This window comes from Mycobacterium gordonae (genome assembly GCF_001417955.2).
In the GTDB taxonomy this organism is placed as follows: domain Bacteria; phylum Actinomycetota; class Actinomycetes; order Mycobacteriales; family Mycobacteriaceae; genus Mycobacterium; species Mycobacterium gordonae_B.
Genome location: NZ_LKTM01000029.1, coordinates 1 through 13094, shown reverse-complemented (window position 1 = coordinate 13094; position 13094 = coordinate 1). Strand labels below are relative to the sequence as shown.

Sequence of the window (13094 nt, the reverse complement as noted above, 5' to 3'; positions counted from 1 at the left end):
CTGGTCGGGGTGCGGCGCACCCAAGAACTGATGTTGACCAACCGGCGGCTCTCGGCCGCGGAAGCGGCGCAGTGGGGGGCCGGTGGCTCCGCCAAGGTGATCGGCACCGGCGGCAACGGTGGGGCCGGTGGCGTGCCCAGCCCGCCATTCGGCGTCCCGTCCGGCGGAACCGGCGGGCCCGGCGGCGCGAAGGGCGTCGTCTTCGGCGCGGTCGGCCTGCCCGGGCCCAACGGCTGAGCTATCCCGGCCTGGCTAGCATCCCAGGCATGACTCGCTACGAGACCCTCGACTTCGCCCAAGACGGGCCTGTGACACGGATCGCGCTCAACCGGCCGGACGCGGCGAACAGCATCAACGATGTGATGGGCCGTGAATTGATGGATGCGGCGAGCCGCTGCGATGTCGCCGGGACGAAGGTCGTGCTACTCACCGGCAACGGCCGGTTCTTCTGCGCCGGAGGGGATCTGGGCGCCATGGCACGCTCGCCGCTGGGCGCGGGCCGATTCGTGAAGGGCCTGGCCGATGACCTGCACCGGGCGGTCTCGACGTTCGCCCGCATGGACGCGGTCCTCATCGTCGCCGTCAACGGAGCGGCGGCCGGAGCCGGATTCAGCCTCGCGCTGATCGGCGATCTCGTGCTGGCCGCGGAATCAGCGAGCTTCACGATGGCTTACACCAAGGCGGGGCTGAGCCCCGACGGCAGTTCGTCGTACTACCTGCCGCGGCTGGTCGGGGTGCGGCGCACCCAAGAACTGATGTTGACCAACCGGCGGCTCTCGGCCGCGGAAGCGGCGCAGTGGGGACTGGTCACCGAGGTGGTGCCCGATGACACGCTGGCCGACCGCGCTGACGGGCTGGTCGCGCAAATGAGTTCTGCCGCAAAACTTTCCAGTTCATCGGTGAAAAAGCTGCTGCTGCTCAGTTTTAGCAACGGCCTGGAGGAACAGATGGAGATCGAAGGGCGGACGATCGCGGCATGCGCCGGTAGCGCCGACGGCCAGGAGGGCATCGACGCCTTCCTCAACAAACGCCGGCCCGAGTTCGCCTAGGAGGGCCAGAGCAGCGCGGGAATCGCCCCGGGCGGGGGCCAGGCGTGGTCGTTGCGGTAAGCCCATGTCTCCCAGGGATTGTCGTAGTAAGCGATCGTCGCGATTACGCGGGACAAGTCTTCTTCGGGGTGCAGCAACCAGTACCCGTTTGCGACGAGGGTGCCGCCGGTGGTCCAGGCGGAGTAGCTGGCCGAGAACAGCGGGCCGAACAATCTGTTCTGCCAGACATGCAGTGCTTCGTGGTTGAGCATGAGGTCCGCGGCCTTCGGGCTGTAGCCGAGATTGCTGGTGACGTTGCCGAACGTGGTGGCATACCCGGACAGGCCGATACCGCCGCGGTAGACGTGCGAACCGGCCAGTGCGCTCAGCGCCGGGTCGTAGTTGGAGTTCGGCGTGAACTCGTTGACGATCTGCACGCCGTAGCCCAGTGCCGTGCCCGGGGCGCCCCAGGTGTAGTCCAGGATCAACGCGGCCCAGCCGCGCGGGTCGCTGAAGTCGTAGATGGCGAACTGGCGGCGGATGAACCCGGTCGCATCCATCAGCGCCGAGTTCGTGGCCTCGGCAGCGGCGTACGACTCCGCGGCCGCCTGGATCGACTGCCCGAACTGCTGCAGCAACGTTCGGGTTTGCACACCCAGCGCCTGAAACTGCTGTCCGTATCCGGCGAACAGCTCTGCCACCGCCGTCGAGATCTCATCGGCCGCGGCAGCGGCAAGGGCGGTGGTCGGCCGGGCAGCGGCCAGCCGCGCCGCGTCCAGGCCCGAGGCAACGCCGTTGACGTCCGCTGTCGCCGTCGTCAGCAACCCTGGCGCCACGACCAGCTGCGACATTCGGTGTCCTCCCCCGACCCGTCGGAACGAATCCTGATTATGGACGTCAGAAACCGGCGCATCCGGCATTTTGATGAATCCGGCGTGGGAGGTGGAGCCGTGGAGCCGCCTAGGAGAATCGAACTCCTGACCTATTCATTACGAGTGAATCGCTCTACCGACTGAGCTAAGGCGGCGTGCCCTCGCGGGCGGCACGAGTCTAACGCAGTTGCTGACCGATGGTGGCAACCATGGCGTCGACGGCGAACTTGGGCTTGACGTTGATCGCCAAGGCTTCACGGCATTCCAGCACGGCTTCGATGCAGCGCAGCAGCCGCTCGGGGGTGGCGTGGCCGGCCAGCGACGCCACCCGCTCGGCCATGTCGGGGTGGTTCGCGCGGACATGACCCGCGTGCGCCGAGACCACCAGCGCGTCCCGGAAATACGTGGCCAGGTCGATCAGCGCCCGGTCCAGGGCGTCGCGCGAGGCCCTGGTCTGGCGGGATTTCTGCCGTCGCTCCAGGTCCTTGATCGCCCCCGCGGCACCGCGCATCGCCCCAGCCGCGCCTTTCCCGGTGCCACCGGCTCCCAGCGCGGTGCGCAACTCCTCCGTCTCGACCTCGGCCCGTCCAGCGGTGAGTGCCAGCGCCTCGGCTTCGGCCGCGGCCACCAGTTCCTCGGCGGCGGTGTAGGCGCGGGCCGGCCGCGCGGCGTCGCGAACCAGCTCCAGCGCCTGCTGACGACGCTGCCGGGCCTCGGGGTCGGTGGCCAGCCGGCGCGCCCGCCCGACGTGCCCGCCGCTGACGGACGCTGCCCAGCCGGCGGTGTCGGCGTCCAGGCCGTCGCCGTCGATCAGCACCTGTGCGATCGCCTCGGTCTGTGGTGTCACCAGTGCCACGTGCCGGCACCGGGAGCGCAGGGTGACGGCGATGTCCTCGGGGTCCACCGAAGGTGCGCACAGCAGGAAGACCGTTGACGGCGGCGGTTCCTCGACGACCTTCAACAGGGCGTTGCCGGCACCTTCGGTCAACCGGTCGGCGTCCTCGATCACCACGATCTGGTGACGACCGGTGGTGGGACGCCGGGACGCGACCTGGACGATGCCGCGCATCTCGTCGACGCCGATGGACAGGCCCTCGGGAATGACCCGCCTGACGTCGGCGTGGGTGCCCGCCATCGTCGTCGTGCAGGCGCGGCAGCTCCCGCACCCCGGTTCGCCGTCTGACGTGCACTGCAGCGCCGCCGCGAAGCACAGGGCGGCCACCGAACGACCCGAACCCGGCGGACCGGTGATCAGCCAGGCATGTGTCATATGTCCTTCGCCCGGCACGTTGTGAGGGGAATCACCGCGTGCGGACCTGGCGGCGGCGAGCAGTTCGGCTTCCACCGCCTGCTGGCCTACCAGCCGCGTAAACACCCCGGTCATCATCGGCAACAGTAGTGAGGGCTCCCGACAGAGACCGATCAGCATCCGTTTTGCGATAAATCCGTGATCTTTCGGCAACTTTCGCCCACGTCGCGCGACGTGCCGGGGATATTTTTAGTTTCCGACGAGTCCCCGGTGACCGATACGGTGGGTGCGTGACCACGGCAGCGACACTCCCCCGGCGAATCAGCGCATTCGCCCGCTGGGTGGTGCGCACGCCGTGGCCCGTGTTTTCGCTGAGCATGCTGCAGGCCGACATCATCGGAGGCCTGTTCGTGCTCGGGTTTCTGCGTTACGGCCTGCCGCCGCGCGACCGGATCGAGCTGGGTGACCTGCCGCCGCTGAACGTCGCGATCTTCATCAGCTCGGTGATCTTCCTGTTCTTCGCCGGGTTCGCCTGGAATCTGAAGCTTCTGGTCCCGGTGTTCCGGTGGCAACGCCGCGACAATCTGCTGGTCGAAGCCGACCCGTCCACCACCGAACTGGCCCGCACGCGAGCTCTGCGCATGCCCTTTTACCGCACCTTGACCAGCGCGGCGTCCTGGGCGGTCGGGAGCATCGTATTCATCATGGCCAGCTGGTCGGTGGCCCGCCAGGCCGCGCCGGTGGTGGTGGTCGCTACCGCGCTGGGCGCCACCGCTACCGCGATCATCGGCTACCTGCAGTCCGAACGGGTGCTCCGTCCCGTCGCCGTCGCCGCGCTGCGCAGCGGCGTACCCGAGAGCGTGCAGGCGCCCGGCGTCATCCTGCGCCTGATGCTGACCTGGGTGCTGTCCACGGCCGTCCCGCTGCTGGCGATCGTCCTGGCGGTCGTCTCCGACAAGATCGCGCTACTGCACGCCTCCCCGGAGAAGCTGTTCAACCCGATCCTGCTGCTGGCCCTGGCGGCCCTGGGCATCGGGGCGGCCAGCACGCTGCTGGTGTCCATGTCGATCGCCGACCCGCTGCGCCAGCTCCGCTGGGCGCTCTCGGAGGTGCAGCGCGGCAACTACAACGCGCACATGCAGATCTATGACGCCAGTGAGCTGGGCCTGCTGCAGTCCGGCTTCAACGACATGGTGCGCGACCTGTCCGAACGGCAACGGCTTCGCGACCTGTTCGGCCGCTATGTGGGCGAGGACGTGGCCCGGCGGGCGCTCGAACGGGGTACCGAGCTGGGCGGCCAGGAGCGCGACGTCGCGGTGCTGTTCGTGGACCTGGTCGGCTCCACCCAGCTGGCCGCGTCACGACCGCCGGTCGAGGTGGTGCACCTGCTCAACGAGTTCTTCCGGGTGGTGGTGGACACCGTCGGCCGGCACGGCGGGTTCGTCAACAAGTTCCAGGGCGACGCCGCGCTGGCGATCTTCGGCGCCCCGATCGAGCACCCCGACGGCGCGGGTGCCGCGCTGGCCGCCGCCCGCGAGTTGCACGACGAGCTCATCCCGGTGCTGGGATCCGCGGAGTTCGGCATCGGCGTCTCAGCGGGCCGCGCCATCGCCGGCCACATCGGGGCGCAGGCGCGCTTCGAGTACACCGTCATCGGCGACCCGGTCAATGAGGCCGCCCGGCTCACCGAGCTGGCCAAGCTCGAGGCTGGCCACGTGCTGGCGTCCGCGATCGCGGTCAGCGGCGCGCTGGACGCCGAGGCCCTGTGCTGGGACGTGGGTGAGGTGGTGTTTCTGCGCGGCCGCGCCGCGCCCACCCAGTTGGCGCGCCCCTTGAAACTGGCCGAGCCGGAAGCCGGTGCCCGCGATTCGCAAGAGGTATCCAGCGACGTGAGCCGCTAGCTCCGCTTGGCGGCCTTCTTGGCCGGAGCCTTCTTGGCCGGAGCCTTGCGGGCGGTTTTCTTCGCGGTCCGTTTCACCGGCCCGCGGGCCCGCCGGTCGGCCAGCAACTCGGCAGCCCGCTCGTCGGTGATCGACAGGACGTCATCGCCCTTACGCAGGCTCGCGTTGGTTTCGCCGTCGGTGACATACGGGCCGAAACGGCCGTCCTTGATCACCATCGGCTTGCCCGAAGCCGGGTCGTTGCCCAGCTCGCGCAGCGGAGGCGCCGAAGCCGCCTGGCGCCCCGAACGTTTGGGCTCGGAGTAGATCTTGAGCGCTTCGTCGAGGGTGATGGTGAACATCTGGTCCTCGGTCGCCAGGGAACGAGAATCGGTGCCGCGCTTCAGATATGGGCCGTAGCGCCCGTTCTGGGCGGTGATCTCCTCGCCGGAGGCGGGGTCTACACCGACCACCCGCGGCAGCGACAGCAGCTTCAGCGCGTCCTCGAGAGTCACCGTCTGAAGGTCCATGGTGCGCAATAACGAACCGGTGCGCGGCTTGGGTCCGGTGGGTTTCTTGCCCCTCTTCGCCCCGGCCCCGGCACCGCCGTCGTCGCCCTCGGACTTCGGCAGCACTTCGGTGACGTACGGCCCGTATCGGCCGTCCTTGGCCACGATCTCGTGGCCCGTCTGCGGGTCCACGCCCAGTACCCGTCCCTCCTGGGGAGTGGCGAAAAGCTCCTCTGCCACTTCCAGGGTCAGCTCGTCGGGAGTCAGCGAGTCGTTGAGGTTGGCCCGTTGCGGGGTCGGTTCACCGTCGTCACCGGTCACCGTGCGTTCCAGGTACGGCCCGTTCTTGCCCACGCGCACGTAGACGGCGCGGCCCTCGGCGTCGTCAAACACCTTGATGGAGTTGACTTCTCGAGCGTCGATGCCTTCAAGGTTGACACCGACGAGCTTCTTCAGGCCGCCGGAGCGGGCCACCGAGTCGGGCACCCCGTGGTCGCCGCCGAAATAGAAGTTGTTGAGCCAGTTGGTACGTCGCTCATTGCCGGAGGCGATAGCGTCGAGCTCGTCCTCCATCGCCGCGGTGAAGTCGTAGTCGACCAGCCGGCCGAAATGCTGTTCCAGCAACCCGATCACCGCGAAGGCGATCCAGGACGGCACCAGGGCGCTGCCCTTCTTGTACACGTAGCCGCGGTCCTGAATGGTCTTGATGATGGACGAGTAGGTGGACGGGCGGCCGATGCCCAGCTCCTCGAGCGCCTTCACCAGCGACGCCTCGGTGTAGCGCGCGGGCGGGTTGGTGGAGTGGCCGTCCGGTGTCAGCTCGATGGCGGCCAGCCGCTGCCCCGGCGTCAGGTTGGGCAGCCGGCGCTCGGCGTCGTCGGCCTCGCCTCCCGCCAATTCGTCGACGGTTTCCACGTAAGCCTTGAGGAAGCCCGGGAAGGTCAGCGTGCGCCCGGACGCGGAGAACACCACCTGCTGCTCACCGGCGCGGCCTTCGATCCGCAGGCTCAGCGTGGTGCCCCGCGCATCGGCCATCTGCGAGGCCACGGTGCGCTGCCAGATCAGCTCGTAGAGCCGGAACTCGTCACCGTCGAGCTCGCGGCGCACGGCATCCGGGGTAGCGAACGTCTCGCCGGCGGGCCGGATGGCCTCGTGCGCCTCCTGGGCGTTCTTCACCTTGCGGGTGTACTGGCGCGGCGACGGCGACACGTACTCCTCGCCGTAGAGCTGCCGCGCCTGGTTGCGGGCGGCGGTGATGGCCGACTGCGACAGGGTCGTGGAGTCGGTACGCATATAAGTGATGTAGCCGTTCTCGTACAGCCGCTGCGCGATGCTCATCGTGCGTTCGGAGGAGAACCGGAGCTTGCGGCCGGCCTCCTGCTGCAGCGTCGACGTCATGAACGGCGGGTACGGACGGCGGGTGTACGGCTTCTCGTCGGCCGAGGCGACGCTGAGCTGCGCACCCTGCAGGTTGGTGGCCAGCGCCGTCGCGCCCGCCTCGTCGAGCACGACCACTTCGTCGGCCTTGCGCAAGACGCCCAGTGAGTCGAAGTCGCGGCCGGTGGCGACCCGAAGGCCGTCCACGTTGGTCAGGCGCGCGGCGAAGGTGGGCGGTTGCGCCTGCGGGTCGGACACGCTGGCGTCCAGCCTGGCCAGGATGTCCCAGTAGGACGCGCTGCGGAAAGCCATCCGGTCGCGTTCGCGCTGCACGATGATGCGGGTCGCCACTGACTGGACCCGGCCCGCCGACAGTTTGGGCGCCACCTTCTTCCACAGCACCGGACTGACCTCGTAGCCGTACAGCCGGTCCAGGATGCGGCGGGTCTCCTGCGCGTCGACCAGGTCGATGTCCAGGTCGCGGGGGTTTTCGGCGGCCTCGAGAATGGCCGGTTCGGTGATCTCGTGGAAGACCATCCGCTTGACGGGGACCCGCGGCTTGAGGGTCTCCATCAGGTGCCAGGCGATCGCTTCGCCCTCGCGGTCACCATCCGTCGCCAGGTAGAGCTCGTCGACGTCCTTGAGCAGGCCTTTCAGCTCGGTGACCGTGCTCTTCTTCTCCGGACTGATGATGTAGAGCGGTTCGAAGTCGGCGTCGACGTTCACCCCCAGCCGTGCCCATGGCTCGGATTTGAACTTCGCGGGCACGTCGGCAGCCGCCCGGGGCAGGTCGCGGATGTGCCCTCGAGACGACTCGACGATGTAATTGGATCCCAGGTATCCGGCGAGTTTGCGCGCCTTGGTGGGCGACTCCACGATCACGAGTCGCCGGGTGCTGCCGTTTCTGCCGCTGCTAGCCCTCCTGGGGGCCCGGTCAACCAACTACGCTCCATCTCCTATGCCGGCTCCTGGGCGGAACCGTCTCGCAGAAACAATGACAGGGCGGCTCCCTGATATTCCGGTTTTCCGGTCAACCATAGGTACGCCGCCATATCGTCGCCCCGCGGGCAACTGACAATTTCGCACCCTTGGGCGGGCCTGCGCAAACCGGCCCGCCGGGGCGGGGGTCGCGACCGGCCCTCAGACGCGGGGCCAATGTGCTGCCGCACCGGGTCCGTCAGGGGCCTCTCCGACGTTCTCTACCAGGCGCGATAACCTCCGTCGGCCGCTGATCCGAAGCGCTGGGCGGGCACCGCGGGTACCGATCAAAGTGGGCGCGATCCCGACCCTCATCAGAGCCGATGCCAGCGGTGAATGGGTGTCCGGCGCGTGCGGGTCCAGCCCGAGCAGATAACGGTCAGCTTCCGGGCTGCCCGCCGCCAGGGTCCAGGCGCGCAGCTCGCGCGGTCCCGGCACCCAGCGCGGCGGAACCGTCTTCACCGCGCCTCGCGTCCATTCGGTGGCGATGCTGCGCAGTGCGGGGTCCGCCGCCGTCCGCACCAACGGGTGGTCTTCGTCGGTCCGGGTGATCTCGGCAACCAGGCCGGCCTCCCGGATCATGTCAGCCAACGCCGAAGCGCGCCAGGATTCGTCGACGACCACCGAGAGCCTCGCACCGGCGCCCACCAGCACTATCTGGCCTGGTGCCGCCAGCAGCCCGCACAAGTCCCCGACCGCGGGCGGCACGGACTCCGCGGCGAAGAAGGAAAGCTGGCTCACGCCACAGACAGTAGGCCAGCGAGCGGGCCCACGGCGGGTCCGCGTCGGCGCGGCGGTCCGGTACCGGTGCCCCAGAAACGAAAACCCCCGGACTGCTCCGGGGGTTCCGTTTGGGAATCTGCTCGAATCAGAGCGAGCGGACTCCGGTGGCCTGGGGGCCCTTAGGGCTGTGGCCGATCTCGAACTCGACCTTCTGGTTTTCTTCGAGGGTGCGGAAGCCCGTCCCCTGGATCTCCGTGTAGTGGACAAACACATCCGCGGATCCATCTTCGGGGGCGATGAAGCCGAAGCCCTTCTCCGCGTTGAACCACTTCACAGTTCCCTGTGGCATCTCTCGATCTTTCCTTTTCTTTCTGGGTGCGGGGCGCCGCCTTTCGATGCCCCGGGCCAGCCGCGACCGCCATACCTCGCGGAGTCGCCGGAACTTCACCCGACAGATAACCTCGCAGGAACCGCGACCGCAACGTCGATCCTGCGAAAGTTTTACACGAACACAGAAGCTGCGACCGCACTCAGTCAACCATGTTCAACGCGTCGGCGACAGTCTCTAGGCCCAGACGGACCGCCGAATGGCGGCTCAATTTACGTCAGCGTCATCACCCGGGGCCGTACCCGGCCGCGACGGGGCCGAGAAAGGTAGCTGATGGCGAGTTTCGGCAGTGAGCTGCTTGCCGCCGCGCTTGCCGGGACCGCGGTCGAGGAGCAACCGCTGCGTCACACCGCCGAACTGCCGCCCCGCCCCGGCCGGCCACAGGGCTGGCCGGACTGGGCACGGCCCGAGGTGGTGCGCGCATTCACCGACCGGGGAATCGCGGCGCCGTGGTCGCATCAGGTGCAGGCGGCCGAGCTGGCGCACGCCGGTCGTCATGTGGTGGTCAGCACCGGCACCGCGTCGGGCAAGTCGCTGGCTTATCAGCTGCCGGTGCTGAACGCCCTGGCCAGTGATCCGCGGGCCCGGGTGCTCTATCTGTCCCCCACCAAGGCGCTGGGCCACGATCAATTGCGCGCCGCCCAGGCATTGGTCACCACCGCTGCCCTGACCGACGTCGCGCCCACTGCCTACGACGGCGACAGCCCCACCGAAGTGCGGCGCTTCGCCCGCGAGCGCTCGCGCTGGATCTTCTCCAATCCCGACATGATCCACCTGTCGATCCTGCGCAACCACGCCCGGTGGGCGGTGTTGTTACGCGGCCTGAAGTTCGTGGTGGTCGACGAATGTCATTACTACCGAGGTGTTTTCGGTTCGAACGTAGCGATGGTGCTGCGTCGGCTGTTACGCCTGTGCGCGCGCTATTCGTCCTACCCTACTGTCGTCTTCGCAAGCGCCACAACAGATTCCCCCGGTACCACGGCGACCGAGCTGATCGGCCAGCCGGTGACCGAGGTCACCGAGGACGGCTCGCCCCAGGGGGCCCGCACCGTCGCCTTGTGGGAGCCGGCCCTGCTGACCGACCTGGTGGGCGAGAACGGGGCCCCGGTTCGACGGTCGGCGGGCGCCGAGGCATCCCGGGTGATGGCCGACCTGATGGTCGAGGGCGCCCAGACTTTGACGTTCGTGCGGTCGCGACGGGCGGCAGAGCTGACGGCGCTCGGCGCACAAGCGCGCCTGAGTGACACGGCGCCACAATTGGTTTCGACGGTGGCGTCCTACCGCGCCGGATACCTGGCCGAGGACCGCAAGGCGCTGGAGAACGCGTTGGCCGAAGGCCGGGTGCGGGGGGTCGCCACGACCAATGCGCTGGAGCTCGGAGTCGACATCGCGGGCCTGGACGCGGTGGTGCTGGCCGGGTTTCCCGGAACGGTCGCGTCGTTCTGGCAACAGGCCGGGCGCTCGGGGCGGCGCGGCCAGGGTGCGCTGGTGGTGCTCATCGCCCGCGACGACCCGTTGGACACCTACCTCGTGCACCACCCCTCCGCGTTGCTGGACAAGCCGGTCGAACGCGTCGTCATCGACCCGCGCAACCCCTACATCCTGGGTCCGCAGCTGCTCTGCGCGGCAACCGAACTGCCGCTCGAGGAGGCCGAGGTACGGTCGCTGGACGCGGTGGAGGTGGCCGAGGGACTGGTCGACGACGGACTGCTGAAACGGCGGGGCAGCAGGTATTTTCCAGCGCCAGGGATGGAACCCCATGGTGCGGTTGATATTCGGGGTTCCATCGGTGGTCAGATCGTGATCGTCGAATCCGACACCGGGCGCCTGCTGGGCAACACCGGCGTCGGGCAGGCTCCGGCCTCCATCCATCCGGGCGCGGTTTATCTGCACCAGGGCGAGAGCTACGTCGTCGACTCTCTCGATCTCGAGGAGGGCATCGCGTTCGTCCACGCCGAGGATCCCGGATACGCCACGTTCGCGCGGGAGATCACCGACATCGCGGTGACCGGGCAGGGCGAGCGTGCCGTCTTCGGGCCGGTCACCCTGGGTCTGGTGCCGGTGACCGTCACCCATCAGGTGGTCGGGTATCTGCGCCGGCGCGGCAACGGCGAAGTGATCGACTTCGTCGAACTCAGCATGCCGCAGCATTCGCTGCCGACGATGGCGGTGATGTACACCATCGATCCGGAGGCGTTGGAGCGCAACGGCATTGAGTTGCCGCGCGTGCCGGGGTCGCTGCACGCCGCAGAACATGCCGCCATCGGACTGCTGCCGTTGGTGGCAAGTTGCGACCGCGGAGATATCGGCGGGCTGTCCACCGCGCTCGGTCCCGACGGTCTGCCGACGGTGTTCGTCTATGACGGCCATCCGGGCGGGGCGGGGTTCGCCGAACGCGGTTTCCACCGGGCCGCCACCTGGCTGGGGGCCACCGCCGCGGCGATCCAGGCGTGTGAGTGCCCGAACGGTTGCCCTTCGTGTGTGCAGTCGCCCAAGTGCGGCAACGGCAACGATCCACTGGACAAGGCGGGTGCGGTGCAGGTGCTGCGCCTGGTGCTGGGTGCGCTCGGTCGCTCTGAGTAAGTCGTGCTCCCCCAATAGGGGGAAGAAAGTTCGTACCGCGAACCCGCCTCTTGACCGAGGGTGCAGCGGTCCCTGCTGAGCAACGGTGATAACCGGAGTACCGGCCGCACTGGCGCAAAGGGGATGCAGGCGATGTCGTACGTACTGGCTGGCACAGAGGCGGTGGCGGCAGCAGCAACTGACGCGTCGCGGATCGGTTCGTCGCTGCTGTCGGCGAACGCGGCGGCAGCGTCCGCGACAACTTCGGTGGTGGCCGCGGGCGCCGATGAGATCTCGGCGGCGCTGGCCGAGCTGTTTTCCGGGCATGGGCGGGCCTATCAACGGCTGAGCGCGCAGCTGATGACGTTTCACGACCAGTTTGTGCAGACCCTCAATTCGAGTGCCGACAGCTACGCCAGAGCCGAGGCGGCCAATGTCTCGCCTCTGCAGTCGGTGCTGGACGCCGTCAACACGCCGATTCAGGCGGCCACCGGGCGGCCGCTGATCGGCAACGGCGCGAACGCGGCCCCCGGCAGCGGGCTCGATGGCGGGGACGGCGGATCCAGCTACTTCAACGGCGGCGGTGCCGGCGGGTCCGGCGGCAGCGGCGGTCTGATCGGCTTCGGTGGAAGCGGCGGCGCCGGTGGCTTCGGCGGCGGGGGCGTATGGGGATATGGCGGCCCGGGTGGCACAGGTGGTGACGGCGGCCACGGTGGCCTGCTGTTCGGCAACGGCGGCGCCGGCGGCGCCGGCGGCGAGGGTGGCATCGGCAACGCCGGCAACGGCGGCAATGGCGGAGATGCGGTACTGATCGGCAACGGCGGCAATGCCGGCACCGGTACGGTCGCCGGCACCGGCGGTACCGGTGGGACGGTGCTGGGTCTGGACGGCTTCAACGCCTTGCCCAGTGGCGACCCGGTGCACGTCGTGCAGCAGCAGATACTCCGCGCGATCAACGCGCCCGTGCAGTCGCTGACCGGACGCCCGTTGATCGGCAACGGCACACCAGGTGCGGCGGGTAGCGGGGCTGACGGCACTGCCGGCGGATGGCTGCTCGGTGATGGCGGTGCCGGCGGAGCGGCAGAGAGTGGCAGTGGACTGAACGGCGGCGCGGGCGGGGCAGCCGGGCTGTTCGGCACCGGAGGCAACGGTGGGAGCGGCGCTGCGCCTCCGACCGGCACCGGCGGAACGGGCGGCGCCGGTGGCGCCGGTGGATGGATTTCCGGTAATGGCGGAATCGGCGGCATGGGTGGAGGTGGGCACAACTTCCTCGGTGGGGTCGGCGGCATCGGTGGGGTCGGGGGCGCCGGCGGCGCCGGCGGCCTGTTCGGCGCCGGTGGACGGGGTGGCGTTGGCGGCCTATGCCTCACTGGAATCGGCATCGGTGGCACCGGCGGGGCCGGTGGAACGGGCGGACTGCTCGGCCCGCTCTCTGGCGGTGGCGCCGGCGGCGACGCGGGGTTCGGCATCAGCTCGGGCGGCATCGGCGGCAGGGGTGGCGATGCCGGGCTGCTGGGCGGCTCGGGTG

General features: G+C 68.9%; 9 protein-coding genes, 1 tRNA gene and 1 pseudogene. 5 read left to right on the top strand and 6 right to left on the bottom strand.

The genetic code is table 11. The annotated features are described in order from the left end of the window. Both AO501_RS05625 and AO501_RS05620 read left to right on the top strand, forming a co-directional pair. Positions 1–237, top strand: a pseudogene (locus tag AO501_RS05625) (hypothetical protein); the annotation flags it as partial. Positions 238–266: 29 nt separating this feature from the next. After that, positions 267–1049: an enoyl-CoA hydratase/isomerase family protein gene (locus tag AO501_RS05620; protein ID WP_055576784.1), complete on the top strand. Its 783-nt coding sequence runs from the start codon at positions 267–269 to the stop codon at positions 1047–1049. Here AO501_RS05620 and AO501_RS05615 read toward each other — a convergent pair. From AO501_RS05615 to AO501_RS05605, 3 genes are all read right to left on the bottom strand, one after another. After that, the gene (locus AO501_RS05615) at positions 1046–1879 is read right to left on the bottom strand and encodes a PE family protein (RefSeq protein WP_055576783.1); all 834 of its coding nucleotides are present in this window, start codon (positions 1877–1879) and stop codon (positions 1046–1048) included. The genes AO501_RS05620 and AO501_RS05615 overlap by 4 nt on opposite strands. A 100-nt stretch (positions 1880–1979) precedes the next feature. Continuing rightward, positions 1980–2055, bottom strand: a tRNA-Thr gene (locus AO501_RS05610). Positions 2056–2078: 23 nt separating this feature from the next. Further along, the gene (locus AO501_RS05605) at positions 2079–3284 is read right to left on the bottom strand and encodes a DNA polymerase III subunit delta' (protein WP_156452332.1); all 1206 of its coding nucleotides are present in this window, start codon (positions 3282–3284) and stop codon (positions 2079–2081) included. 110 nt (positions 3285–3394) lie between these two features. On the opposite strand from AO501_RS05605, the gene AO501_RS05600 reads away from it, so the two are divergent. Continuing rightward, complete coding sequence (locus tag AO501_RS05600) at positions 3395–5050, top strand: adenylate/guanylate cyclase domain-containing protein (RefSeq protein ID WP_197419774.1); 1656 nt, start codon at positions 3395–3397, stop codon at positions 5048–5050. On the opposite strand, the gene topA is transcribed toward AO501_RS05600, so the two are convergent. The 3 genes from topA to cspA form a co-directional block, all read right to left on the bottom strand. Then, positions 5047–7857 carry a type I DNA topoisomerase gene (gene topA, locus AO501_RS05595; protein ID WP_055576781.1) on the bottom strand — a complete coding sequence of 937 codons (2811 nt, stop codon included), beginning with the start codon at positions 7855–7857 and terminating at the stop codon, positions 5047–5049. The two genes, AO501_RS05600 and topA, sit on opposite strands and share 4 nt — an antisense overlap. Positions 7858–8055: 198 nt before the next feature. Further along, entirely contained in the window at positions 8056–8634 is a 579-nt protein-coding gene (locus tag AO501_RS05590) for a hypothetical protein (RefSeq protein WP_055576780.1), read from the bottom strand. A gap of 127 nt (positions 8635–8761) precedes the next feature. Next, the gene (cspA, locus tag AO501_RS05585; RefSeq protein ID WP_003419650.1) at positions 8762–8965 is read right to left on the bottom strand and encodes a cold shock protein CspA; all 204 of its coding nucleotides are present in this window, start codon (positions 8963–8965) and stop codon (positions 8762–8764) included. Positions 8966–9277: 312 nt separating this feature from the next. On the opposite strand from cspA, the gene AO501_RS05580 reads away from it, so the two are divergent. Both AO501_RS05580 and AO501_RS05575 read left to right on the top strand, forming a co-directional pair. Next, the gene (locus tag AO501_RS05580; protein ID WP_055576779.1) at positions 9278–11587 is read left to right on the top strand and encodes a DEAD/DEAH box helicase; all 2310 of its coding nucleotides are present in this window, start codon (positions 9278–9280) and stop codon (positions 11585–11587) included. 132 nt (positions 11588–11719) lie between these two features. Beyond that, on the top strand, positions 11720–13094 hold a 1375-nt coding region (locus tag AO501_RS05575), incomplete at its 3' end, for a PE family protein (protein ID WP_156452331.1).